The sequence below is a fragment of the Pseudomonadota bacterium genome, from assembly GCA_034660915.1.
Lineage (GTDB): Bacteria > Desulfobacterota > Anaeroferrophillalia > Anaeroferrophillales > Anaeroferrophillaceae > DQWO01.
The window spans coordinates 1-23,573 of the sequence record JAYEKE010000093.1 but is presented as its reverse complement, the minus strand read 5'-3'; the positions used below and the strand labels follow the sequence as shown (position 1 = coordinate 23,573).

Annotated in this window: 24 protein-coding genes, 1 tRNA gene and 1 pseudogene; 15 read left to right on the top strand and 11 right to left on the bottom strand. The window is 47.8% G+C overall.

From position 1 onward, the window contains the following. The first annotated feature begins 7 nt into the window (after nucleotides 1–7). Nucleotides 8–2,245, top strand: a complete 2,238-nt coding sequence (locus tag U9P07_05585) for a UvrD-helicase domain-containing protein (protein ID MEA2108873.1) — start codon at nucleotides 8–10, stop codon at nucleotides 2,243–2,245. Between the two features lie 187 nt (nucleotides 2,246–2,432). On the opposite strand, the gene U9P07_05580 is transcribed toward U9P07_05585, so the two are convergent. Further along, on the bottom strand, nucleotides 2,433–2,561 hold the full coding sequence (locus U9P07_05580) for a hypothetical protein (protein ID MEA2108872.1): 129 nt from the start codon (nucleotides 2,559–2,561) through the stop codon (nucleotides 2,433–2,435). Nucleotides 2,562–2,703: 142 nt separating this feature from the next. Then, a complete protein-coding gene (locus tag U9P07_05575; protein MEA2108871.1) occupies nucleotides 2,704–3,513 on the bottom strand; it encodes a nitrilase-related carbon-nitrogen hydrolase in 810 nt (269 codons plus the stop codon). A 412-nt stretch (nucleotides 3,514–3,925) separates the two neighbouring features. Between U9P07_05575 and ffh the strand changes: the two genes are divergently transcribed. The 13 genes from ffh (at nucleotide 3,926) to U9P07_05510 (ending at nucleotide 13,457) form a co-directional block, all read left to right on the top strand. Beyond that, nucleotides 3,926–5,254 (top strand): signal recognition particle protein, encoded by a 1,329-nt coding sequence (gene ffh / locus U9P07_05570; protein ID MEA2108870.1) that lies wholly within the window; start codon nucleotides 3,926–3,928, stop codon nucleotides 5,252–5,254. A 33-nt stretch (nucleotides 5,255–5,287) separates the two neighbouring features. Beyond that, nucleotides 5,288–5,533: a 30S ribosomal protein S16 gene (rpsP, locus tag U9P07_05565; GenBank protein MEA2108869.1), complete on the top strand. Its 246-nt coding sequence runs from the start codon at nucleotides 5,288–5,290 to the stop codon at nucleotides 5,531–5,533. Nucleotides 5,534–5,663: 130 nt separating this feature from the next. Then, on the top strand, nucleotides 5,664–5,897 hold the full coding sequence (locus tag U9P07_05560) for a KH domain-containing protein (protein MEA2108868.1): 234 nt from the start codon (nucleotides 5,664–5,666) through the stop codon (nucleotides 5,895–5,897). Continuing rightward, nucleotides 5,890–6,411 carry a ribosome maturation factor RimM gene (gene rimM, locus U9P07_05555; protein MEA2108867.1) on the top strand — a complete coding sequence of 174 codons (522 nt, stop codon included), beginning with the start codon at nucleotides 5,890–5,892 and terminating at the stop codon, nucleotides 6,409–6,411. Before U9P07_05560 ends, rimM begins: the two co-directional genes overlap by 8 nt. A 7-nt stretch (nucleotides 6,412–6,418) precedes the next feature. Then, on the top strand, nucleotides 6,419–7,153 hold the full coding sequence (trmD, locus tag U9P07_05550) for a tRNA (guanosine(37)-N1)-methyltransferase TrmD (GenBank protein ID MEA2108866.1): 735 nt from the start codon (nucleotides 6,419–6,421) through the stop codon (nucleotides 7,151–7,153). Nucleotides 7,154–7,158: 5 nt separating this feature from the next. Next, entirely contained in the window at nucleotides 7,159–7,722 is a 564-nt protein-coding gene (locus U9P07_05545; protein ID MEA2108865.1) for an RNA methyltransferase, read from the top strand. A 261-nt stretch (nucleotides 7,723–7,983) separates the two neighbouring features. Continuing rightward, nucleotides 7,984–8,325, top strand: coding sequence for a 50S ribosomal protein L19 (gene rplS / locus U9P07_05540; GenBank protein ID MEA2108864.1), 342 nt, complete (start codon nucleotides 7,984–7,986; stop codon nucleotides 8,323–8,325). A gap of 45 nt (nucleotides 8,326–8,370) precedes the next feature. Next, nucleotides 8,371–8,982: a ribonuclease HII gene (locus U9P07_05535; protein ID MEA2108863.1), complete on the top strand. Its 612-nt coding sequence runs from the start codon at nucleotides 8,371–8,373 to the stop codon at nucleotides 8,980–8,982. Nucleotides 8,983–8,996: 14 nt separating this feature from the next. Continuing rightward, nucleotides 8,997–9,356 (top strand): YraN family protein, encoded by a 360-nt coding sequence (locus U9P07_05530; GenBank protein MEA2108862.1) that lies wholly within the window; start codon nucleotides 8,997–8,999, stop codon nucleotides 9,354–9,356. 14 nt (nucleotides 9,357–9,370) lie between these two features. Then, nucleotides 9,371–9,658, top strand: coding sequence for a hypothetical protein (locus U9P07_05525; GenBank protein ID MEA2108861.1), 288 nt, complete (start codon nucleotides 9,371–9,373; stop codon nucleotides 9,656–9,658). A gap of 7 nt (nucleotides 9,659–9,665) precedes the next feature. Then, complete coding sequence (locus U9P07_05520) at nucleotides 9,666–10,238, top strand: HD domain-containing protein (protein MEA2108860.1); 573 nt, start codon at nucleotides 9,666–9,668, stop codon at nucleotides 10,236–10,238. A 14-nt stretch (nucleotides 10,239–10,252) separates the two neighbouring features. After that, on the top strand, nucleotides 10,253–11,839 hold the full coding sequence (locus U9P07_05515; GenBank protein ID MEA2108859.1) for a sodium-dependent transporter: 1,587 nt from the start codon (nucleotides 10,253–10,255) through the stop codon (nucleotides 11,837–11,839). A 154-nt stretch (nucleotides 11,840–11,993) separates the two neighbouring features. Further along, nucleotides 11,994–13,457: a leucyl aminopeptidase gene (locus U9P07_05510; GenBank protein MEA2108858.1), complete on the top strand. Its 1,464-nt coding sequence runs from the start codon at nucleotides 11,994–11,996 to the stop codon at nucleotides 13,455–13,457. 114 nt (nucleotides 13,458–13,571) lie between these two features. Here U9P07_05510 and U9P07_05505 read toward each other — a convergent pair whose 3' ends face one another. Then, nucleotides 13,572–14,210, bottom strand: coding sequence for a rhodanese-like domain-containing protein (locus tag U9P07_05505; GenBank protein ID MEA2108857.1), 639 nt, complete (start codon nucleotides 14,208–14,210; stop codon nucleotides 13,572–13,574). 102 nt (nucleotides 14,211–14,312) lie between these two features. On the opposite strand from U9P07_05505, the gene U9P07_05500 reads away from it, so the two are divergent. Beyond that, nucleotides 14,313–15,164: a glycosyltransferase gene (locus U9P07_05500; GenBank protein MEA2108856.1), complete on the top strand. Its 852-nt coding sequence runs from the start codon at nucleotides 14,313–14,315 to the stop codon at nucleotides 15,162–15,164. A gap of 111 nt (nucleotides 15,165–15,275) precedes the next feature. On the opposite strand, the pseudogene U9P07_05495 reads toward U9P07_05500, so the two are convergent. From U9P07_05495 to U9P07_05460, 8 genes and pseudogenes are all read right to left on the bottom strand, one after another. Continuing rightward, a pseudogene (locus U9P07_05495) lies at nucleotides 15,276–15,395 on the bottom strand (DNA/RNA nuclease SfsA). 21 nt (nucleotides 15,396–15,416) lie between these two features. Beyond that, nucleotides 15,417–16,730, bottom strand: a complete 1,314-nt coding sequence (locus U9P07_05490) for an NCS2 family permease (protein ID MEA2108855.1) — start codon at nucleotides 16,728–16,730, stop codon at nucleotides 15,417–15,419. Nucleotides 16,731–16,823: 93 nt separating this feature from the next. Then, a tRNA-Ala gene (locus U9P07_05485) sits at nucleotides 16,824–16,899 on the bottom strand. 194 nt (nucleotides 16,900–17,093) lie between these two features. Continuing rightward, nucleotides 17,094–17,459, bottom strand: coding sequence for a response regulator (locus U9P07_05480; GenBank protein ID MEA2108854.1), 366 nt, complete (start codon nucleotides 17,457–17,459; stop codon nucleotides 17,094–17,096). A 92-nt stretch (nucleotides 17,460–17,551) separates the two neighbouring features. Next, a complete protein-coding gene (galT, locus tag U9P07_05475) occupies nucleotides 17,552–18,556 on the bottom strand; it encodes a galactose-1-phosphate uridylyltransferase (protein MEA2108853.1) in 1,005 nt (334 codons plus the stop codon). Between the two features lie 15 nt (nucleotides 18,557–18,571). Further along, on the bottom strand, nucleotides 18,572–19,393 hold the full coding sequence (locus U9P07_05470) for an AAA family ATPase (GenBank protein ID MEA2108852.1): 822 nt from the start codon (nucleotides 19,391–19,393) through the stop codon (nucleotides 18,572–18,574). Next, the gene (locus U9P07_05465) at nucleotides 19,362–20,465 is read right to left on the bottom strand and encodes a P-loop NTPase (GenBank protein ID MEA2108851.1); all 1,104 of its coding nucleotides are present in this window, start codon (nucleotides 20,463–20,465) and stop codon (nucleotides 19,362–19,364) included. Before U9P07_05465 ends, U9P07_05470 begins: the two co-directional genes overlap by 32 nt. 15 nt (nucleotides 20,466–20,480) lie before the next feature. Further along, nucleotides 20,481–23,234, bottom strand: a complete 2,754-nt coding sequence (locus tag U9P07_05460) for an HDOD domain-containing protein (protein MEA2108850.1) — start codon at nucleotides 23,232–23,234, stop codon at nucleotides 20,481–20,483. Nucleotides 23,235–23,573 lie beyond the last annotated feature (339 nt).

Here is a 23,573-nt window from a genome sequence, read left to right as displayed (position 1 = left end):
AGTAATAATGGCTGAAATATGTTTTGAAAAATCTGAGCACAACCCTGATATGCTGCTTTCCGGCTTGAATCCCGGGCAGCGTCAGGCGGTAAAAAACTGTCAGGGTCCGCTGCTTATTCTTGCCGGTGCCGGTAGTGGTAAAACCCGGGTCATTGTCCACCGGATAGCCTATATGATTGATTGTGAAGAGATTGCTCCTGCCGGCATTCTCGCGGTAACATTTACCAATAAAGCTGCTGGGGAAATGCGGGAACGGGTTCACCGGATGGTGGGGGCACGTGCCGGACAAATATGGATCAATACTTTTCACAGTACCTGCTCCCGGATTCTGCGATCTCATATTTCCCAACTTGGTTATACCGATAGATTCGTTATTTATGATGATAAGGATCAGTTGAGTTTAATTAAGGAAGTGTTTCAGAAATTAAATCTTTCCGAACTGGCCCTCAAGCCGGAAATAGCCCGATCAGTCATTAATGATGCCAAAAACAAGGGTATTGATGATCATGATTTTGCCAACCGGGCGGCTACTTTTCAGGAGCAGAAAATAGCGGAAATTTATCGCATGTATCAGCAGCAGTTACAAAATTACGATGCTCTTGATTTCGGCGACCTTCACTTGCTGACGGTAAAACTTTTTTCTACTTATCCGGAAGTTCTGGCTGAATACCAGCAGCGATTTCAATACGTGCTGGTTGATGAGTATCAGGATACCAATGAAGTGCAGTATCGTCTGTTGCGGTTGCTTACTGAGCTGCATGGAAACTTATGTGTGGTGGGAGATGATGATCAGTCCATCTACAGCTGGCGGGGGGCCAGACTAAAAAATATCCTTGATTTTGAAGCTGATTATTCCAGCGCCAAGGTCATTCGCCTGGAAGAAAATTATCGCTCCACCCAGAATATTCTCGCGGCTGCCAACGGGGTTATTTCCCACAACCGTAAGCGTAAAGGGAAGGATTTATGGACCAGGAATCAGACCGGCGAGCTGGTGACTGTTTATGTTACCGATGATGAATATGAGGAAGCCCGTTTTATTATTGATAAAATCAGGGATCATGGACGGGATCTGGCCGATTATGCGGTTTTCTACCGCACTAACGCCCAGTCACGGGTGTTGGAAGAGACCCTGAGCCGGCAGGGGGTTCCCTATGTTATTGTCGGTGGTTTCAGGTTTTATGACCGGGCGGAAATTAAAGATCTGCTGGCCTATTTGCGGGTGATCAATAATCCCCGGGACAGTATCAGTTTGTTGCGGATTATTAATGTCCCGACCCGCGGGGTGGGAAAGAAAACCGTTGAAAATCTGAAAAACCTGGCAGTGGAAAAAGTTTGTTCCCTTGGCCGGGCGGTTGAATTGTGGCTTGATGAGGGCTCCGGTTCCGGAAAAAGCAGACAGGCAATAGCCGAATTTGTCCGGCAGATTCAACATTGGCGCCAAATTCAGGAACAAGTATCGGTGGTTGATCTGCTTAAAGAGATTATTGCGGCGACTGATTACCATAACTGGCTCCAACGGGGGAGTAATAAGCATCTCTACGACAGTAAAAAAGAGAATATTGCCGAATTATTTAATTCAATTATTTCCTGGGAGCAGGCTCATGAAGAACCTTCCTTGGCTGACTATCTGGAGTCAGTGGCCCTGATTAGTGCGGTTGACCGGGAGGATCTGGAGCAGTCACGGGTGACATTGATGACCTTGCATGGGGCCAAAGGGCTGGAGTTTCCGGTGGTTTTTATGGCCGGGATGGAAGAAGGTCTGTTCCCCAACCGCAAATGTTATAATCGGGATGCGGAAATGGAGGAAGAGCGTCGTTTATGTTATGTGGGTATGACCAGGGCCCGGGAAAAGCTTTATATGATTGCCAGCCGCAGCCGGCAGTTTCATGGGGTTCGGAATGAGAATAAACCGTCCCGCTTCTTGCTTGATATCCCCCGGGAATTGATTGATGCTCAAGCGGCCGGGGCTGCTGTCCAGCGATCAGCGGTCCAGTACAGGAAATTTAAAAGTCCCTCGTCATTTCAGCCATCAGCTACCGCGGTGAAAAAAAACAGGCAGCCGGTGTCTGGGGCATTGTCCTCGGCTGAATTTGCTGTTGGTTCTAAAATAGAACATCCGGTTTTTGGTCCCGGAGTGGTGGCCGCAACGGAAGGAAGCGATGATAATGCCAAACTGGTAATAATTTTCCGTGACCGGGGCCGCAAAAAAATAGCTTTGAAATATGCTTCTCTGAAAAAAAGCTGAAGCCCTGATTTCCCTCCCTTCTGTTTCTCGCTCATTGGACACCTCGCTTTTTTTTAATTGCTCTTAGCAGAGTGTCCGTTAAAATCTCAACTTTCTGACTTGCATTGCCAAGAATACATTACAGGATGTTCGGGCTTGGCTCATAGCCTGTCTGCCGACAGGCAGGCGGTATTGGCCGCCGAACGAATCACACGATGTGATTCGCGGCGGACGCCCGGGGAGACATTGCTTTAGCGGTGTCCCCACAAGCCGGCCTGTCTGCGTGCGGCACGCACAGGCAGGCCATGGACGGCCGGCGAGAATGAGCGAGAGCCATGCCGGAACATCACTGGAAATTACTTTTAGCTGTTTTTAGCACAAGTCAGAAAGTTGAGTTAAAATTAAACCACATTAGAGGTTGCTCGCCAACCTGGAGCCATGCAGCTTGTCGCCTTGATGCAGTGGCTTGAGCCATACCTCTATTCACTCGAATAAGATAGTATCGGGATAGTCCGGCCGCCGGGGGTCAGCTGGTCACGGAAGTGTTTAAGATAGTGCACTTCATCCCGGGCCCAGTAAAGAGATTTGATGTCGACGGCGCGAGACAACACCTCTTCCCGGGATTTTGAGGCTTCAGCCAGGATGTCGCCCATTGGCCCGACCAGCTTGCTCTTTCCGCAGGTGTTGTTGCCGACGGTGTTGATTCCAAATATAAAAATTGTGTTGTCAAGTGCCCGTGCCGGTAGTTGAATATCCCAGCGCCTTGAGGCAGCGACACTCCACACCGAGGGGCAGACAATTATTTCAGCCCCTTCCAGTGCCAGGAGGCGGGCGGGTTCTGGGAACTCCATCTCATAGCAGATCAAGACCCCAATCTTTGCCAGGTTTGTCTCGATGATGGGGTACTCGATTTTTCCTTTGGTGAAGATCTCATTTTCACGACCCCATAAAAGACTTTTGCGAACAATGCTTAAAAGCTCTCCCGTGTGATCAATAATGGCGGCTGAGATATAGATATTTCCTTCATCGATTTCAGCAAATGAACTTATTACTACGCTTTTGGCTCTCCTGGCCTCATCTTTGAGTTGGCGGATTGTCGGTCCATCTCGAGTTTCAGCTACCTCCATAAAAACATCTTTAGATAGGTAGTAGCCGGTTGTCCATAATTCCGGGAAAACGATCAGATCGGCTTCATCTTCTATCTGTCGCATAAATTGAATTCCGCGTTTTAAATTGGCTTTAACATCAGCTAAGATAGGATTTATCTGTATTCCTGCGATTTGAAACATATTAAAAACCTTCTATACCCTAATGATATTAGCAGATTATTGTCATTTGATATTCACAACTTATAAAATGATCTTGGAAATATAGCAAGTAATTCAATGTATAGCAAACCATTCTAGATGCCGTTTATGAGATATGATTGCTGATAGTTTTATGGTTGTTGCACGACTCTTCAAACCTCATTCTCCATATCTCCTGCAACGGCTCTATCCGTCTCATGTCTTACCTCCCGGTTTAAACATGATTCGGACAGATTGCGTGTTACTTACACGCCCATTTTGAATTCTTGACTTTTACTTTGCCTTGCGGTATTATCCGACGCTTTACTGTTGCCTCCTTTGGGGAATGGGGGGCTGAGCCTTGCCTTCTGGCGTTTGTTTTAGCCTGTTTGTGGGAGAATGTTATTCTCTTAATATGTTTGAGTCATTATCAGAAAAGCTGGATGTAAGTTTCAAGAAACTGCGCGGTCATGGACGACTGACCGAAGATAACGTTAAGGATGCCCTGCGGGATGTCCGGATGGTCCTCCTTGAGGCCGATGTTAACTTTGTGGTGGTCAAGCAGTTTGTCAAGGCGGTGCGGGAACGGGCCATGGGTCAGGAAGTCCTGCAGAGCCTTACCCCGGCCCAGCAATTTGTGAAAATTGTCCATGAGGAATTGGTTGCCCTGATGGGTGGGGTTCTTTCGCCGCTGGATTTGGCTACCACACCGCCGGTAGCCATCCTGATGGTTGGTCTTCAGGGCTCAGGGAAAACCACTTCCAGTGGCAAGCTGGCTCTTTACCTGAAAAACAAAGAGAAAAAAAAAGTTTTGCTGGTTCCGGTCGATGTCTACCGACCGGCAGCCATTGACCAGTTGCAGAGCTTGGGAAAACAGATTGATATTCCTGTTTTTCCGGCACAGACCGGGCAGGATCCGGTAGCAATCAGTAAAAAAGCTTTTACTTATGCCAAAGAGAATGCTTTTGACGTTCTGATTATTGATACCGCCGGTCGTCTCCATATTGATGATAAATTGATGGCCGAACTTGAGCGGATAAAAAAGGCGGTAAGCCCCCGGGAAATTCTTCTGGTTGCGGATTCCATGACCGGTCAGGAAGCGGTAACCATTGCCAAATCATTTCATGATTTGCTCGATATATCTGGTGTAGTGCTGACCAAACTTGATGGTGATGCCCGGGGTGGCGCCGCTCTTTCCATTAAAGCAGTGACTGGTAAACCCATCAAGTTTGTTGGTGAGGGTGAGAAGCTTAATGCCCTGGATGCCTTTTATCCGGATCGCATGGCTTCCAGAATTCTGGGTATGGGTGATGTCTTAACCCTGATAGAGCGGGCCCAGGATGTTGTTGATGAGAAGAATGCCGCCGAACTAGCACGGAAACTGCGGAAAAATGAATTCAACTTTGAAGATTTCCGCGGGCAGCTGCGGCAGTTGAAAAAGATGGGTTCCATGGGCGGCCTGATGAAAATGATTCCCGGTTTGGGAAAAATAAAAGAGCTGGCCGCCGATGGTCAGGCTGACCATGAGTTGGTAAAGGTTGAGGCGATTATCAATTCCATGACTGCCGGGGAGCGTCAGAATTACCGGTTGATTAATGGTGGCCGTCGCAAACGGATTGCCAGAGGCAGCGGTACTACCGTGCAGGATGTGAACCGGCTGTTGAAAAATTATCTTGAAATGAAAAAAATGATGAAGAAATTTAATAAAATGGGTCCGAAAGGGCTTAAAAAACTTTTACAGTAAACCCAATCAGTAACTCAAAGGAGAAGAAAGCCAATGGCAGTAAGAATCAGATTAACCCGTAGAGGCGCAAAGAAAAAGCCTTTTTACCGTATCGTGGTAGCTGACTCAGAAGCTCCCCGTGATGGGCGTTTCATCGAAGTGCTGGGGACCTATGATCCTCGTAAAGAACCAAGTGAAATCACCATGAAAATGGATAAAGTGGACTACTGGTTGGGCAAAGGGGCGCTGCCCACTGCTGTAGTGGCTAATTTGATTAGAAGATCTGCTCCTCAGGAATAAATCAGGAGTAACCATTTTTGCCTGTTGGTAGAACTACTGTTTTGTTGGTTATTCCCCGGAATTTTTGGAAGCCTATGTGGCTCGGGGGTAAGCAGAGAGACAGCACTTAGATGCAAGTGGAGGAGAAGCCATGCTGAAAGATTTGGTCGAATATCTTGCTAAAGCTCTGGTGGACAACCCTGAAGAGGTTAAAGTGACTGAGGTTGAAGGGGAAAGTGCTATAACGCTGGAACTGTCGGTGGCCAAAACTGATCTGGGCAAGGTAATTGGCCGGCAGGGAAAAACAGCTCGGGCGATGCGCACAATCCTGGGGGCATCATCGGCTAAGCTGGGCAAGAAAAGTATTTTAGAGATTGTTGAATAAAAAGTGTTCCTGGCAGGTGCTGGGAAAAATTGTCAAGACTCACGGGCTTCGTGGTGAGATAAAGATTGTTTTGTCGGGTGAAACCCCCGATAACCTGACGCTTCCCGGTATTCACCTGCGGTTTGCGGACGGGCGCCTGATGCCGGCGGTTTTCCATGGTGGTCGGCGGGTATCGGGGGGATATCTTTTCAGGGTGAAAGGATATTCGGATCTGGATGCGGTGGCTCCGCTGATAAAAGCGGAGGTGGTGATTCGCGCAGATGATTTACCCCCACTGGATAATGATGAATATTATCATTTCCAGCTGTTGGGGTTGACGGTCAGGGATATATCCGGGGTTTATCTGGGAGAATTGGTTGAAATTCTACCGACCGGATTTCATGATGTGTATTGTATCCGGGGAGAGTCTGATGAAGAGCTGCTTATCCCGGCTGTTTCACCGTTCATTGTCAACATAGATATATCGGCGGGAAGTATGGTTGTTGATCCCCGGACTTTGCGCGAAGAGGCTTAGGCCAGGCATGATACATATTGATGTAGTAACTATTTTTCCTGACATGTTTGTTTCCCCTTTTGGCGAAAGCATAATCCGGCGGGCTATGGAGCGGCAACTGGTTTCTTTGCAGCTTCACAACCTCAGGGATTTCTGCCATGATCGTCATCGGGTGGTGGATGATTACCCATATGGTGGTGGTGCGGGGATGGTTATGCGGCCTGAGCCGGCTATTCGGGCGATTCAATCCCTTCGGGATGGAGATCGTCCGGCCTCCGTTATTCTTACTTCCCCCCAGGGAGATATTTTTTCCCAGGAGATGGCTGCCGAGCTAGTCGAGGAAAATCGATTAATCTTTTTTTGCGGTCATTATGAGGGAGTTGATGAACGCATCCGCTCGCATGTGGATCGTGAAATCAGCATTGGCGATTACGTCCTGACTGGTGGTGAATTGCCGGCCATGGTGATTATCGACGCAGTGGTGCGACTGCTGCCCGGAGTTCTTGGCTCTGCCGAATCGCTGGCTGAGGAAAGTTTTTCTCCATTACTGGAATATCCCCACTATACCAGGCCGGCGGAGTTTGAGGGAATGGCGGTTCCCGATGTCCTGCGTTCAGGGCATCACCAGCAGATCAGCGAGTGGCGCCGGCAGCAGGCATTGTGGCGGACCTTTTGCCGCCGACCTGATCTTCTGGAAAATATCGCGCTTTCCCCGACCGAAAAAAGACTTTTATCCGGTTGGAAGGCTGACAGAGAGAAGTAACAGTTGTGACTGGATCGTCACTTTATCCGGTATTGTTACATTATCCGGTTGAAGATAAGGATGGTAACGAGATATCCGCCGCGGTAACCAACTTGGATCTTCATGATCTGGCCCGGATTGCCATAACTTATGAAACCGGGGACGTGTGGGTGGTGACGCCAATCCCCGAGCAGCAACAACTGGTCAGGGATATTGTTGAACACTGGACCTGTGGTGCTGGTTCCCGCCACAATCCTGACCGGAAACTGGCATTGTCTAAAATCAGGTTGGCAGCTAGCCTGGAAGAGGTAGTACAGGCATTATACAGCGATACTTCCGGTCCGGTTTTTACCGTTTCCACCAGTGCCAGAAAAACTGGCTCTGAGCTGAGTTTTGAGTTGTTTCGTCGGCGTCTTGAACAGCGGCAAGGCCGTTATCTATTGCTGTTTGGCACCGCTCACGGAATCAGCAGGAAGTTGCGGCAGCAGGCTGATTACCAGCTGGAGCCTATTCAGACCGGGGGTATCTATAACCACTTACCGGTCCGGGCGGCGGTGGCGATAGCAGTTGACCGATTGCTGGGTCGTTGAGATGGATTTTTGAAAAGTTGTGGCGGAAGCTATTTTTAGGACATAATTGCTCCTATGTTAAGCAATCAGCTCTTAGTATTTAGCTGAGTAAAATTAGCGTTTTAGGTTAATAATACACAGCACCCAACAGGTGACTGTATGTATATAGTGAAATCCCTTTAATCATTAAACTAATAGCTAACGGCTAAAAGCTAATAGCTCAATTTAGTTACTGTTTGCCAGAGGTGCAGACAATTTATCGGAAAAGGAGAAGTTAGTAAAATGAACCAGATACAGCAGCTTGAACAAGATTTTTTAAGGATGGATGTGCCGCCTTTCAAGGCCGGTGACACGGTTAAGGTGCATGTTAAAATCCGTGAGGGAGAAAAAGAGCGCATCCAGATATTTCAGGGTTTTGTTCTCCGGCGTCAGGGCGAATCAAACCGGGAAACCTTTACTGTCCGCAAGGTATCCGCTGGTATTGGGGTTGAACGAACCTTCCCGCTTCATACGCCGTTGGTTGATAAAATAGAGGTGGTTGCCCGTGGCCGGGTACGGCGAGCTAAGCTGTATTACATGAGAGCCCTGCGAGGGAAAGCGGCAAGGATCAAAACCATCAGGTAAATAATAAGCTGTTTTTAAGCAGGTTATTCCATTGATTGGCCAAAGATGACCACTGCCCCGAGGGGACTTCAGAAATGTTTTCACCGGTTGGGATACCGGTATATTCTTGGTGTTGATGAAGCGGGTCGGGGTCCGCTGGCGGGCCCGGTGGTGGCTGCTGCCGTTATTTTGTCACCGGAAGTCTATCTTGCCGGGGTCAATGATTCAAAAGCTCTTTCTTCCGCTCGGAGGGAAGAGCTTTTTAGTGCTATTGTCAGCAAGGCCTGTGCTTTCGGGATAGGAGTTGTATCCCCGGCTGAAATCGACGAGATAAATATTCTCCAGGCAACGTTTCTGGCAATGGTAAAGGCCATCAATCATACAAATATTTTTCCTGATCTGGTGGTGGTTGACGGTCGTCAGCGTTTGCCTTTTCCCCTTTGTCAGTACCCGCTGGTGAAAGGAGATTCCTGTTGCCAGGTGGTGGCTGCGGCTTCGATCATTGCCAAGGTAGTTCGTGATCGGATTATGCAATTTTACCATCGCCGTTATCCGCTTTATGGTTTTGATCGCCATAAAGGTTATGGCACTGAGGTCCATCGCCAAGCCGTAAATCTTTACGGTTTATCTCCTGTCCATCGCCGGAGTTTCAGACTGAAAGAACAAAAGGTAAACTGATACGGCTATATAGAATGCAACGTCAGACATTGGGAAAATGGGGAGAATCACAAGCGGCTGACTATTTGCAATCCCATGGGTTGCGGATTATCTGCCGTAATTATCGCTGTCCTCTGGGGGAAATTGATATAATTGCCCGGGACAGTGATTGTCTGGTATTTTGTGAGGTAAAAACCAGAAGTTCCAAAGAATATGGTTTGCCCCAGGAGGCAGTGGCCTGGACGAAACAGCATAAAATTGCCAAAGTTGCATCCTGGTACCTTGGCAATCAGGAGGTGACAATGGATATCCGTTTTGATGTGGTGGCAATTACCAAATCACCCACCGGTAAGCCGGAGATAGAATGGTTGCCGGCAGCTTTTTCCCTGGATTAAAAACGGAGGCTTTGATGAAAGATAAGGATAAAAAACAGGGTCATGAAGATAAATTAGCTTATGATGTGGAAGATAACCAGTGGATGACTGAATTGATGAGTGATGTTGATGGAGAGCTTGATCAGGTGACTTCCCAATTGCGGGAATCCTATTCCAGGATGTTTGCCGGCCTGGAAAAACTGGATAAGGAGATAGAAGCAGCCATCGAAGAAGGGGATGAAATGAAATATCAGGCGGCAACAATCAAGAAAAGCCTGGTTCAGTCACGATTGCGTGAGTTGGAAGCCCTTAAGATCTTTTAGCAGGCAGATGAAAAAGTTAGCCAAATTTCTTTTTGAAGTAGGGATGCTCAAACGGACGCCACGAAGTGGACTGCAGTTTCTGGGTTCGGGAAGCGAGTCAGTAGCTGAGCATACCTGCCGGACGCTATACATTGCTTTTGCCCTGGCCAAGATGGTTGATGGTATCGATGAAAACCGCTTACTGAAGATGTGCCTGTTCCATGACCTGGTGGAAACCCGGACCGGAGATTTGAATTATGTTAATAAAAAGTATGTCCAGTCTGATGAAACGAGGGCAATGGCGGATATCTGCCGGCCGCTTCCCTTTGGCGAGGAAATGGAATCTTTATTCCAGGAGTTTAACGACAAGAAAACCCTTGAATCACAGTTGGCCAATGATGCAGATCAGCTTGAGTTGATTTTGCTGCTGCGTGAATGTCAGGACTTGGGGAATAAATATTCTGCAGACTGGATTCCCATTGCTATTAAGCGGTTGAAAACCGATGCGGCAATCGAACTGGCCCAGGCCATCCTTTGTACCGATTGGTCATCCTGGTGGTTTGAAGACGATGATGAATCCTGGTGGATTAACGGGAAATAGAGGGAAAAAAGACAATGGAAAAAACAGAGGTAAAACGGGAACACTGGGGCAGTAACTTAGGCTTTGTCCTGGCTGCTGCCGGTTCAGCGGTTGGCCTTGGCAATATCTGGAAATTTCCCTATATCACCGGTGAAAATGGTGGGGGAGCCTTTGTTCTGGTCTATCTTATCTGTATTGCCATTATCGGCCTGCCGGTTATGCTCTGTGAATTGTCCCTGGGACGCCATACCCAGCTTAATCCAGTCGGTGCTTTTAAAAAAATTACTCCTGATTCATCCACACTGGCTCATCTGATTGGGGCGTTGCTGGTTCTTTCCGGGGTATTTTTGCTGGTTTTTCAGGATTACGGCTGGGCGGTGGTTATTTTGCTCCTGGGTTTTGCCATCTTTCGTTATAGCTGGACGGTTGTCGGGGCTATGGGGGTATTGGCTGGTTTTACCATCCTTTCATTTTACAGCGTCGTGGCCGGTTGGACCATTGGCTATGTCTGGCAGGCTTTGACCGGGCAGTTGGGTTTCAACAGTGTTGATGCGGCTGCCGGTCATTTTGGCCAATTTATTAGCAACCCGGTCTGGGCCATCGGTTGCCATGCTGTTTTTATGCTCATGTGTATGGTAATTGTCTATAAAGGGGTACGGTCCGGGATTGAACGCTGGTCTAAAATCCTGATGCCGATACTTTTTTTCCTGTTGGTGGCGTTGATTGTCAGGGGGGTAACCCTGCCGGGAGCGATAGCCGGGGTTCAATTTTACCTGAGCCCTGATTTCAGTAAAATTAATGCCAACAGTATTCTTCAGGCTCTTGGTCATGCTTTCTTCACTCTCAGTCTGGGAATGGGGGCCATGACTACCTATGGCAGTTATGTGGATAAAAAACAGAATCTTTTTATCGCCACCCTGTCCATCGCCGGGCTGGATACGTTGATTGCCCTGATGGCCGGTCTGGCTATTTTCCCAGCTGTTTTTGCCCAGGGTTTTCAACCCGATGCCGGTCCTGGTCTGGTTTTTCAGGTATTGCCGACGGTTTTTAACCAGATTCCCCTGGGGGCTTTATGGGCGGCGGTTTTCTTTATACTGCTGCTGGTTGCGGCGCTGACTTCCGGGATCAGTCTGCTGGAAGTGGTTATTGCCTATTTTGTCGATGAAAAAGGCTGGACCCGACCGCGGGCGACCATTGTTTTTGGTTTTATCACCTTCCTGATTGGCTGTTTGAGTGCTATCAGTGTCACCGGTTGGGAACATATCGAATGGCTGCACCAAATATTTCTGGTGGTTTTTGGGGTTTCAAAAGGTTCATTTTTTGATGTAATGGACAACCTTTCATCTAATTGGCTGCTGCCCTTGGGCGGTTTGTTTATTTCCCTGTTTGTCGGCTGGATCTGGGGTCCCCGGCAGGCAGTGAATGAGATTCGACATGGATCAACCAACTTTGCCGATGTTCATCTTTTCAGCCTGCTGGCCGGGCTTAAGGATGATCCATCACACAACGCCCCGGTTCATGTTTTTACTCTGGCTTCATTATGGGGGATCTTCATCCGTTTCATTACCCCGGTTGCGGTTTTGTTTGCTTTCTTCTATACCATAGGCTGGCTGAAGCTGTAAAGGAATGCCGGCCATGGACGGCCGGCGAGAATGAGCGAGAGCCATGCCGTAACATCTCTGTCAATTTCTTTCAGCCGTGTCTGCCGACAGGCAGGGCTGTTTTTAGAACAACTCAGAAAGTTGAGATAATAATTTTCAATAATGGAGAATTAACATGTCTGTTGCTGTAACCTGGAGCATTACCGATGTTCTGCCGGCAGAAAAAAAAGGCCTGCGGGTTTATCTGCTGGCCGAGAAACACCAATTTTTTGTTGAGCATGAACAAAGTCAGCGATTAACGAAGCTCATGGCCCGGAAAGAAATCAAGAAACCGGTTTATTTCACCGGGTCTGATTTAGATGCCGGCGATTATCTGTTTCCCCTGGGATCTTTGACTCACTTGAATATCTGGGAGTCGGTGAAAGTTGCTGCTGAGCGGGCGTTTGTACTGGCCAGGGAGATGAAAATTTCACCGGTTATTATGGTGATGGATGCTCCTGGCTCGTCAGGTTTTCATAAAAAGGCTTTTGAGGGTATCTTGCTGGGAGGATACCAGTTTTCCACCTTTAAAAAAGCGGATAAGGATCAGGGAGAGTGCCCGGATATCTCTTTTGTAATTGGTGATTTGGATACGGCGGCTATTGAGGCTGATTTAAAGCGAACTGAAATTGTCTGCACCAGCGTCAACCGGGTTCGTGATCTGGTTGACCAGCCCGCTGCTATCCTGGGACCGGAAGAGTTGACTTCCGTCTGTATGGAAGTTGCCCGAAAATCAGGACTGTCCATTGATGTCTGGGATGAATCGCGATTGAAAAGTGAAGGTTATACTGCCCTGATTGCTGTTGGTCAGGGCAGTATAAGGCCGCCGCGCATGGTTCAGATGCAGTATGTTCCCGAGGCTGAAAGCCGGGCACATGTGGTGCTGGTGGGCAAAGGCATTACTTTTGATTCCGGAGGGCTGTCGTTGAAACCGCCGGCCTCCATGGAAGAAATGAAGCGTGATATGGCCGGAGCCGCAGCGGTTATCGGGGCTTTGGAAATTATCGCGGCGTTAAAGCCGCCGGTGAAGGTGACCGGAATTGTTGTTTTGGCGGAGAATATGCCCGATGCCCGGGCTCAGCGGCCTGGTGATATTATCACGATGAAAAACGGGACTTCCGTGGAAGTGAAAAATACAGATGCTGAAGGCCGCCTGGTGCTGGTTGACGGTATTTTACGGGCGGCTGAATTAAAACCAGACTATCTGGTTGACATTGCCACCTTAACCGGCGCTTGCCTGGTGGCTCTGGGGAATAAAATTGCCGGAGTGCTGGGCGATCAGCAGGTGGTGGACCGGCTGCGTAAAGCCGGTGAAGGAAGTGGAGAAATGCTCTGGCAGTTGCCGCTGGAGCCCGGTTACAAGGAGGATTTGAAGTCGGATGCCGCGGACCTGGCTAATGTTGGCAGTGATCGTTATGGTGGTACTATCCGCGGCGCCCTGTTTCTCCATGAATTTGTTCCGGAGGGAGTTCCCTGGGCTCATCTTGATATTGCCGGTCCCTCTTTTGTGAGCAAGAAGTGGAAGTATTTCGCTCCCGGAGCCACCGGCTTCGGGGCTCGGGTGTTGGCGGGCTTTGTTAAAAGCCTCTCAGTTGGATGAGTTGGTGAACAACAATGAAAAAAAAGGGGTATGGTTTAACCATACCCCTTTTTCTCAGTTATAAATAACAGCTGTTCGGCTAATCATTGAGCAGATGTGTTCAACGATTTGAAACTATTTTTTGATATGCGGTTCATAAATATATTTTGGATTCATATGATAGGTGTAGGGAAGACCATAGAACTTCCAGCCTTCCACGTGGTTGCGGTGGCCATAGAAAGTGCTGTATTTTTTCATTAAAGCCTTATTTTCCCCTTGACCATAGAACTTCCCGCCTTCAACTCCATCGCGAATGTTATAGACGTTGGTGAAGCCATTTTTGACCAGTAAATTTACCGCAGGGACGCTGCGGTTGCCGCTCCGGCAGGTGACTAGCAGTGTGTCGGTTTTCTTGAATTTTTTGGCCACTTCAGCGACAAAATCGGGATTGAGATAATATTGGTAACGGGTTTTTGTTACTTTTTTGCCGCGGAACTGGCCGCCCTTGGCGACGAATTCATCACTTAAAAACATGACAGGAATATTATAGGCCATGGGAGCATGGCCGATCAGTTGATATTCCTCCGGGGTGCGAACGTCCAGTAAAAATGTTGTTCCTTCCTTGGCGTTGGTTACCATGTCATAAGCCTGTAGAGAGTTGATGTCTTCGGCCAGGCATGAGTCTTTGGCTGCCAAAGATAGTGATGCCAGACAAATGCAAAATCCCAGTGACAGCAGGATTATTTTGCTTGACCGGATGACACTGTTTTTCATGAGCTGTCTCCTTTCTGTGAGAAAATTATGATATTTATCGGATAGTATAAATATAACTAACATGATATATTTTGTCAACTTTTTTAATAATGAACATTGTTTATGATCGATAAGAAGCCTCTGGTCAGCGTGATCATTCCTACCTTTAACCGGGCGGCCATGGTTGTTGAAGCGGTGGATTCGGTTCTGGCGCAAAGCTATCAACCTTTGGAGATTATTGTTGTTGATGATGGGTCAACGGATGATACAAGGGTGCGTCTGGCGGCCTACGGGGAATGCGTAAAGGTCATCAGGCGGCCGTTGAATAGCGGGGTAAGTGCCGCCCGCAATTGTGGCATTCGCCGGAGTTGTGGTTCTTACGTGGCGCTGCTGGATTCCGATGATCTCTGGCTGCCGGATAAAATTGAGCGCCAGATGGATTTTTTTTTCACTCATCCGGAAGCCATGATCTGCCAGACTGAAGAAACCTGGATTCGTCGGGGAAAACGGGTCAACCCCAAGCATAAACACCGCAAGTATTCCGGCTCTATTTTCAGCCATTGTCTTCCCTTATGTATTGTCAGCCCCTCGGCGGTAATGTTCAAGCGTGAACTCATATCGCGGGTCGGTCTTTTTGATGAGCAACTGCCGGCCTGTGAGGATTACGATTTATGGTTGCGGATAGCCGCACATCACCCCATTTTTCTGCTGGAAGAACCTTTGATCATTAAACGGGGGGGACATGAAGATCAACTTTCCAGAACGGTTCTGTTTCTGGATAGATACCGGATTCAATCTCTGTGTAAACTGTTGCAGCATGAGGAGTTGTCCGCAATTCAACGGCAGCAGGTGGTGACGGAATTGCGAAAAAAAGTCCGTATCTTTCGTAATGGCTGTCTGAAACGGGGTAAAATTGCTGAAGCTGAACAGGTTGAGCGGCTGGTGACAGCGGTTATTGACCGTCCGGAAGGGTGATAGCACCAGTTAGAAATCAACTGGAACCGGGGCATTAATAGTAATCTGTTTGAGGTTAATCCGGACATCATAGACCAGGATTTCCAGGCCTTGCTGCCTGGCATGTCGTAGTTGCCGGCCGTCAGCCAGCCGTACATCAGCAAGAAAGCGTTTATAGCGTTTGAGCAGGGTTCCCGGATATAATTTCGGCCATAGCAGGCCGAATTTTTTGTCTAGGGGAAAGGTTGTCATAGTTTAATCGTCATGGTTTTGTTAATGATAAGGGAAGAAACAGTAAAATAGACAGGAAAGAGCAAATAATCCCCACATACCCGGGTGTATTTCCCTGCTCCGCCCAGCCATGAGTTTTAACAGAGGATAAACAACGAAGCCGGCGGTTATGCCGATTCCGAGATTATAGGTAAAAACCATCAGGACAATAGTGACAAAGGCCGGCATCCATTCAGTATGATCACTGAAATCAATATGGGTGATGGCGACGATCATCTGGCTGCCTACCACTATCAGGGCCGGACCATAGGCATAGCTGGGAATGGCGGTGATCAGGGGGGCGCAAAACAAGCCGGTAAGAAAAAGCAAGCCGGCCGTGACGGCGGTCAGGCCCGTACGGCCGCCGGCTTCTATCCCGGCCGCTGATTCGATGAATGTGCCGGTAGTCGTGGTGCCCAGCAGGGCTGCTGCCACTGTGGCAATGGCATCGGCCAGCATTGGCTTTTCAATTTCGGGAAGATTTCCGTTCTTATCCAACATGCCGGCCCGGGCTGATAGGCCGATGACGGTTCCGATGGTATCGACAAAATCCATGATAAATACGGTGAGAATGACGGAAAAAAATCCCCAGGTCAGGGCTCCCTTGATATCAAGCTGAAAAAAAATTGGCTCAAGTGATGGGGGCAAACTGAAAAAATGCTGCGGCAGGGAAGTAATGCTGGTCAGGTAGCCGGTTAAGGTAACCGCTAACATCCCGATTAAAATACCGCCGGGAACTTTTAGCATCATCAAGGTAGTGATGAGCAGGAATCCGGCAATGGCCAGCAGGGCGGGTGGCGAGGTTATAGCGCCCACTTTAATCGGTGCCAGCGGTACTCCAACGGTGACCAGTCCGGTATTGACCAGCCCTATCAGGGTTATAAAAAGGCCGATGCCGACGGCAAAGGCATACTTCAGTGATGGGGGGATGGCGATGACGAACCAGCTACGTATCTTGAGAACGGTCAACAGGACAAAGAGAACACCGCCAATGAAAATTGCTCCCAGGGCGGTTTGCCAGGAATAGCCTAAAACTTTTACCACCGTATAGGCGATAAAAGCATTTTCACCCATATAGGGAGCAATAACGAACGGGCGCTTGGCATAGAATCCCATGATCAGGGTGCCAACCACGGCGCTCAAGATGGTTGCCACCATGGATGGCCCTTTGGGTATTCCTGCCACTTCGAGAATGGCGGGATTAACGATCATGATGTAAGCGACAGTAATAAAAGTTGTCAGGCCGGCGTGAAGCTCCCGTCTGATGGTTGAGTTATGGTCAGTAATCTGAAAATATTGATCCAGCCAGTTTTTCATTCTTATCTCATGTTTTATGTTCTGTAGTTTTACTGCTGCGGATGGTAAAAATAAAAGGCCGGTCAGTAAGCAGACAGGCCTTTTATGATAAAATGGTGGAGGATAAGGGACTCGAACCCTCGACTTCCACGTTGCGAACGTGGCGCTCTCCCAGCTGAGCTAATCCCCCATGGGAAATTTTATTACATCATATCCACTACTGACTCTCGCTTTTTCCTACTAGAAATTTGTGGAGTTGTCAATCTCGTTGACTTGTTTCAGCCAGCGAAAAAACTGCTGATTGAGCCTTCGCTAACCCGGGTGTATAAATCTTACCGGATGACTCTGGGATGAAATAGAAAAATTTGTTGTATTAGAATTTCATCATGGTGTCTTGCCGGCAAGAATAGTTCGAATATGTTTTTTTAATTCATTCAGATTGGCAGACTTGACCACATAGGCATCAGATGCCCAGGTAGAGAAATCCTGTTTATATTCACCATAGGCACTGCAAAGGATTACCGGAATATTCCTGTCCATTTCTTTTATCTTGATCAGGGCCTCCACTCCGGATATCCCGGGCATCTTGATGTCCATAATGACCAGGTCTGGGTGGAAATCAGGTAAAAATTTCAATGCCTCTTCAGCACTGGCTGCCGTTTTTATGGTATATCCCTCATCTTCAAGTTCTTCTCGATAAAGTAAGCGAATACTTTCCTCATCGTCGACCACAAGAATTTTCTGGCTCATGGATTATATTCCCTGTCAGGCTGATATTATTTAAAATTCTACCTTTTTCTGAACTGCCAATGCCACCGATTTCCGGTCAGATGAAGCGGATATCAGTCGATGATTTTCGCTTCCCGGAGATACTTGGCTGATTCCTCCGGCGGTGTCGGGTTGATATGAAAACCGGAGCCCCATTCAAAACCGGCAATCCGGGTCAGTTTTGGCATGATCTCCAGGTGCCAGTGGAAATGTTTGTCAACATCCTGTCTGAATGGGGCGGAATGAAGAACAAAGTTGTATGGCGGGATATCAAGGACGACATCCAGTCGCTTCAGGGTTTCAGATAGGATAATGGATAGCGATTCAATCTTTTCCTTGCTGGTTTTCTGGTAATGGGCGCTGTGGGTTCTCGGGATTATCCAGATTTCAAAAGGGAAACGGGGTGCGTAGGGACAGATGGCTATATAATCCTGGTTTTCACAGACAATCCGATTTTGTTGTGACGATTCCTGATCAACTATATCGCAGAAAATGCAACGTTCCTTGTAGTCATAATATTTTTTGGCCCCGGCCAGCTCTTCTTTAATCTGTTTAGGAATGATAGGCAGGGCTATGAGCTGCGAATGGGAATGTTCCAGGGTGGCGCCGGCGGCCATCCCCTGATTTTTAAAAATGATTACCGACTGAAAACGTTTATCCTCTGCCAGGGCTTCCAGCCGGTCACGATATGCCCAGAGAACGTCCTCTACCCCATATGCCGGCATGGTTGACAGGGTTGATTCGTGGTCAGGGGTTTCGATAATGACTTCATGCAGGCCAACCCCGTTCATCATGTCATACATGCCGTTTCCATGCCTGTATAACTGTTCCTCATCCTTGAGGGCTGGAAATTTATTCGGCACCACCCGAAGCCGCCAGCCAGGACCGTTCGGTTTACTGCCGGGTTTGCGATAAGCAAGGACTTCAGGGGGAACTACATCTTCATTGCCGGGGCAGAAAGGGCAAAATCCTTTCGGCTTGTTTGCATCAAAACCGGCGAAGTCAGAAGGTCTTTTCCCCCGTTCCCGGGCAATAATAACCCAGCGATCAACCACCGGATCTTTACGGAGTTCCGACATTGATGTTTTCCTCCTTCAGCAACTTTCAGCTACCGCTGTATTGACGGCCGCCGGGCCGACCTGGTTTTCTTTTTGGCAATAACTTTCAAGCAAGGCATTTCCAGCGATTTTAATGATTATTCGTGGAACTCCTCCACTTGCCTGGTGGATGAGTGGATAACATCCCGGGACAAAAATTTGTGGGTTGCCACCGGAGACCAACAGCCGGAACTTGATCAGTTGTTCTGATTCTCCGGCGTTCAGGGGGGGTAACTCCAGTGACAGGGAAATGCGACTGCGGATAGAGGCATGGGCCGGGTGTTTAAGGCGCTTGATAAAAGGCGGCTCAGCCATGAAGATGATTGACAGAAGCTTGCCCCAGGAAGATTCCCAATTGCTCATCGAACGGATCAGGTGCAGAGATTCAGACTTGAGAAAATGGGCTTCATCAACCAGGCAAACTGTCTGCCGGTCTTTTTCACCTTCTTTGATGATTCGTTGCTGCAGCCAGGTAAGTTTTTCCTGTTTATTTGCCTGCTGGCGTCCTTGTGGTCCGCCTAGCTGCTGGCAGAAAAGGTTCAGCAAAGCAGTTGGGGTAATCTGGGGAGATGGTAGAATCAGCAGGGAAAGAAATTTTTCCGGGTCCAACTGATTGAGAAGGAGACGGGTCAGGATCGTTTTTCCGGTGCCGCTCGAACCCCAAAGCATCATAATTGGTCGCCGCTGGCTCAAGCCGGTTGTCAGCTTCAGCATTATCTGCTCATGAATCTCGGTAGGGAAAAAGATATCCGGATCAATAGTGTCCTGAAACGGATCTCGCTGCAGGTTAAAGAACTTCAGAAAGTCTTCCATCATCATTGGTCTCGTTTAAAAGATTTTGCAATCGCCGGAATGCCGGGGTTTTGCGGGCTGAAATATCGAAATTATCATGGTTCAGGAGTTCTGCCAGTTGCCGAATGCAGAAAGAGACACGGTTTTTTTCCGGTTCCAGGATAAAAGGCCGGCGTTTTCTGACGGCAAGTTCTATGCTGCGATCCCGGTACATATAGCCCAGATTGGTTAGTGACAGGTGCAAAAATTGTTGGGAGCAGCTGGCAAGCCGCTGGTAGATGGCTGCTGCCTGGCTCAAGTTCCTCACCTGGTTGGTAAATACCCCAAATCTGCTGCCGATTTTCTGTTGTACACATGCCTTGATTAATCCATAGGCATCGGCCAGTGAAGTAAGGTCAGGAGTTGTTATGACCATGATATCATCAGCAACGCGGATGAAATCCAGGACTGCCGGAGATACGCCACTACTGGTGTCGATGATAATGTAATCAGCAACCTGTTCCAGTTGTTCCAGTTGTTTGAGTAGATAGCTCCTTTTGTAATCAGGCAGATTGGCCATTTCGGCAATGCCGCTGGCACCGGCAATCATGGCAATGCCGCAAGGTCCGCTGGTAATGATATCCGCCAGTGAGAGATCCATCTTGATAAGGGTTTCAAGGGTGCGTTCTGCTTTAACCCCGGCCAGCAGATGGAGATTTGCCAAGCCGAGATCTCCATCAATCAGCATGACTTTTTTATCCAGCAAGCGCAGGGCAATGGCAAGGTTTAAGGAAATATTACTTTTGCCGACGCCTCCTTTGCCACTGGTAACTGTAATGATCCTGGCCAGAGGTTTGTTGTTCTGGTTTTTTTCCCCATGGGGCAATGAGGCCAATTGGCTTTTAATCTCTTCTTCAGCAAGATGCATTGATTTCAGCTGATGAATGGTCTTGAAAATTTCTATCGCTTCGGCCGGATAGACAAGGCGATCTCCGGCGTTGATCCTGGCAGGCAGGAAGGAAGAGTAAATCTTTTCATAAAAACGCAGGAGGCTTAGTTCCAGGCTGAGCTTAGCAGAAATTGTTTTGAGTGACAGGTACCCATTAGCAGGTGTTTTCATGAAAATTGCCGGGGTTTATTCATTGGCTGGTCGATTGATCAATTCAGTGACGGATTTAAGCAAGGTTTCAATCTGGAATGGTTTTTGATGATAACTGCTTATGTCAAAATCCTTTAACTTTTCCAGCTGTTCCATGGAATTAAGCCCGGTAAGAATAATAACCGGCAGTTTGTTAAAGAATTTATTTACCCACCGCAGGATCTGTCTTGTTTCCCTTACTCCCATATCGAGGTCAATAATCAGGAGATTGAATACATTTCCTTTAATGGTTTCGATAGCTTTTAAACTGCTGTCAGCGGTTTCCAGTTGATAACCTGAACTGCTTAATTCTTCCGACAGCAGGGGGCCAATTCCCCTGCCAGGTTCAACGAAGAGTATGCGTGGCTGGAAAACCCGGGACTGTCCCATCTTTTCCGGGACTGTCCCAGGGTTTTCATCGCCGGCTGAATTCTGCTGTAATGCCTCGGAGATTGGATTATGTTTTTCTTTGCTTTTTGGCAGAAAAAGGCTGAAAGTTGTCCCGGAGCCATGCAAACTTTTAACCCTGATTTTACCATTATTCTGCTCCATCAGGGAATGAGAGATTGCCAATCCCAGACCGGTACCTTCGCCGGCTTCACGGGTGGTAAAAAAGGGATCAAAGATAACGGTTTGCTGCTCCGGGGGGATGCCTTGCCCGGTATCCGCTACCTGAACTACTACCTGCCCATCTTCTTTCCTGCCAGTAATCGTGATGGTTCCACCATCCGGCATGGCCTGTTCAGCATTGATCAGCAGATTAATCAATACCTGGCCTATCTGTATGGCATCCACGTTCAGCCGGGGAAGATCCTTGGGCAATTTATTCTTCAGCGTGATTTTTTTAAAGGCGGTTCGATGATCGACCGCTTCCAGGGATTGAGTAACAATCTGCTGGATGTTTGCTGCCTGCTTATGAGGCTTTTCCGGATGGGCATAGTTCACCAAGTCAGTAATTATTTTTGATATTTTACCGGTTTGCTGCTGTATCGTCTGATATTGGCTGCGTTCTTTCTTTCGGTTCTCAGCCGCGTTGGTTTTTTTCAGCAATACCTGGATGTTGGCGGAAATGACCGCCAGTGGGTTGTTGATTTCATGGGCGGCGCCGGCTGCCAGGCGGCCGACGGTGGCCAGACGCTGTGAAAGGTAGAGCTGTTCCTGCATTTGTTCTGTCTGTCGCTGTAGTTCTGCCAGCTCTTCTGATTGTTGATTCAGGTGGTCAAACAAGATGACTTTATGGACATTATTGGCAATGGCGGCAGCGAAAATATGTAAACCTTGCAACAGCGATTCTTTTTCCCCGCCATAACGCATTATTTTTCGACAATCAAGAATGAGTTGACCAATAATTCCTTTATTGTTGCCCGCATGATAGGTCAATGGAATGGCTAAAAATGATGAGCGGGGTAACAGTGGAGTGATCTTTTCAGAAGTGAGAAAAATATCCGGGTTCAAGAGCAACTTTTCAATCGAATCGAGGGCTTTCCGTTGTTGGGGAGGGACTTTTATCGCTTTTTCTCCTTGCTGTTTATCATGGCTGAGCCAGTCCCGGGGGTTGAAAAAAGTTTTATTGGCATAGCCCAGTCCAACAGGCAATTGTTCGTCATCAGTCTTCAAAAAACAAAGTGCCAGTTCGCTTTTGTAGGTATCGATGGTTGTCTGGATAATAATCCTGGCAAGTTCGGCAGGGGTGTGATGCTGACTGATTTCCCGGTCCAGATGATAGATTCCTTTAAGAACCCTCTTTTTCATCTGCAGTTCGTTCAATGTCTGTTCACGGGCCACGTTTATCCGGCCTAATTCCCGGTTGGCGTGTTTGATGGCATCAAAATAACGTTGGTCATCAGAAAGATCCAGGGTTTCAGCAAACTCATCCAAACGTTCCATGGTCAGGGAAAGGATGTCACTGATATTATCATCGTCGATCTTGAAAAATTTTTTCAACAGATCATAACTTTGCACATGATTGCTATGACAGGGAAGATCAATTTCCCGGTTGATAAAATAGTTTGAACCGAGGTGATGAATGTTGCAGAAAGCATCTGCGAACCTGATAATGGCCGGCAGGGGGTCAGTCTTTTTGGCGAATGAGGTGATGGGTTGATGGTGCAGCCAGACGGCGTTAATGATATTTTCCGGAAAACCCCAGCGTTCCGCTGTCCATTTGCCCAGTTGGTGATGACTGAGGCCAAGGATTTTATCTTCCAGCTCCAGCAGTGTGGTATCGTTTCCACCTGATTTGTTTTGTTCCTGCAGCTGATGCAGAAAAAGACTGAATTCTTCGGGAAATTTGATAAAAGCAATCAGCTTGCCTATGTCATGGAGTAGCCCGCCGATAAAAGCTTCTTCGGTTTGCGGATATCCGGTTATTCGAGCCAGAGTTTCAGCCGTTGTGGCACAGGCCAGACTGTGCTGCCAGAAAGCTGCCAGCTGCTTTTCATGTTTTTTCCCCTCCGGGGTAAAAGTATTATAGATACTGATACTGAGGACCAGGTTCCGAATGGTTTTTCTTCCCAGCAGAGAAATGGCATGGGAAAGATCATCAATATGATCATCCAGAGAATAGAAACTGGAATTGATCAGGGAGAGGACCTTGCTGGTAAGTGCCAGGTCATGTTTGATTAAATCGGACAGTTGCTTGTTGTTTACCTGTTCGTTAATGCATCCATCAATAATTCTGGTGGCGATAGCCGGCAGGGGGGGGATATCATCAACAGCCCCGATTTTTTCCTTCAGGTGATATCTTTGCATGCAATAAAACCTTGTTGATTGACTGCGAGAATTAATTAGTTAGTGTTCATCCGGAAACGTTCATTTCCTGATGAACGCTTTCAGCAATCAGCAGTCAGCTTTTAGTAAAATATTGAAAAAACAACGGGTTAAGCTGAGAGCTAAAGGCTGATAGCTAACAGCCCATCCGGAAAAATCAGTTTCTGGATGGAAACTCGTTAGCGTTAATCTAAAAATCAGAGATTTACGCATGATTTCCCAACCTGTAGCTTACCACTGAAAGCTATGTGGTGCTGGAAAGCTGTAATCCAGTAAGCTTACGATGATACCAGATTGACATTGGCTTGACAACCGGGAAAT

Coding starts and splice junctions, on each gene's coding strand:
- U9P07_05585 (MEA2108873.1), top strand. CDS start 8: ATGGCTGAAATATGTTTTGAAAAATCTGAGCACAACCCTGATATGCTG.
- U9P07_05580 (MEA2108872.1), bottom strand. CDS start 2,561: ATGGCTCTCGCTCATTCTCGCCGGCCGTCCATGGCCTGCCTGTGCGTG.
- U9P07_05575 (MEA2108871.1), bottom strand. CDS start 3,513: ATGTTTCAAATCGCAGGAATACAGATAAATCCTATCTTAGCTGATGTT.
- ffh (MEA2108870.1), top strand. CDS start 3,926: ATGTTTGAGTCATTATCAGAAAAGCTGGATGTAAGTTTCAAGAAACTG.
- rpsP (MEA2108869.1), top strand. CDS start 5,288: ATGGCAGTAAGAATCAGATTAACCCGTAGAGGCGCAAAGAAAAAGCCT.
- U9P07_05560 (MEA2108868.1), top strand. CDS start 5,664: ATGCTGAAAGATTTGGTCGAATATCTTGCTAAAGCTCTGGTGGACAAC.
- trmD (MEA2108866.1), top strand. CDS start 6,419: ATGATACATATTGATGTAGTAACTATTTTTCCTGACATGTTTGTTTCC.
- rplS (MEA2108864.1), top strand. CDS start 7,984: ATGAACCAGATACAGCAGCTTGAACAAGATTTTTTAAGGATGGATGTG.
- U9P07_05535 (MEA2108863.1), top strand. CDS start 8,371: ATGACCACTGCCCCGAGGGGACTTCAGAAATGTTTTCACCGGTTGGGA.
- U9P07_05530 (MEA2108862.1), top strand. CDS start 8,997: ATGCAACGTCAGACATTGGGAAAATGGGGAGAATCACAAGCGGCTGAC.
- U9P07_05525 (MEA2108861.1), top strand. CDS start 9,371: ATGAAAGATAAGGATAAAAAACAGGGTCATGAAGATAAATTAGCTTAT.
- U9P07_05520 (MEA2108860.1), top strand. CDS start 9,666: ATGAAAAAGTTAGCCAAATTTCTTTTTGAAGTAGGGATGCTCAAACGG.
- U9P07_05515 (MEA2108859.1), top strand. CDS start 10,253: ATGGAAAAAACAGAGGTAAAACGGGAACACTGGGGCAGTAACTTAGGC.
- U9P07_05510 (MEA2108858.1), top strand. CDS start 11,994: ATGTCTGTTGCTGTAACCTGGAGCATTACCGATGTTCTGCCGGCAGAA.
- U9P07_05505 (MEA2108857.1), bottom strand. CDS start 14,210: ATGAAAAACAGTGTCATCCGGTCAAGCAAAATAATCCTGCTGTCACTG.
- U9P07_05500 (MEA2108856.1), top strand. CDS start 14,313: ATGATCGATAAGAAGCCTCTGGTCAGCGTGATCATTCCTACCTTTAAC.
- U9P07_05490 (MEA2108855.1), bottom strand. CDS start 16,730: ATGAAAAACTGGCTGGATCAATATTTTCAGATTACTGACCATAACTCA.
- U9P07_05480 (MEA2108854.1), bottom strand. CDS start 17,459: ATGAGCCAGAAAATTCTTGTGGTCGACGATGAGGAAAGTATTCGCTTA.
- galT (MEA2108853.1), bottom strand. CDS start 18,556: ATGTCGGAACTCCGTAAAGATCCGGTGGTTGATCGCTGGGTTATTATT.
- U9P07_05470 (MEA2108852.1), bottom strand. CDS start 19,393: ATGATGATGGAAGACTTTCTGAAGTTCTTTAACCTGCAGCGAGATCCG.
- U9P07_05465 (MEA2108851.1), bottom strand. CDS start 20,465: ATGAAAACACCTGCTAATGGGTACCTGTCACTCAAAACAATTTCTGCT.
- U9P07_05460 (MEA2108850.1), bottom strand. CDS start 23,234: ATGCAAAGATATCACCTGAAGGAAAAAATCGGGGCTGTTGATGATATC.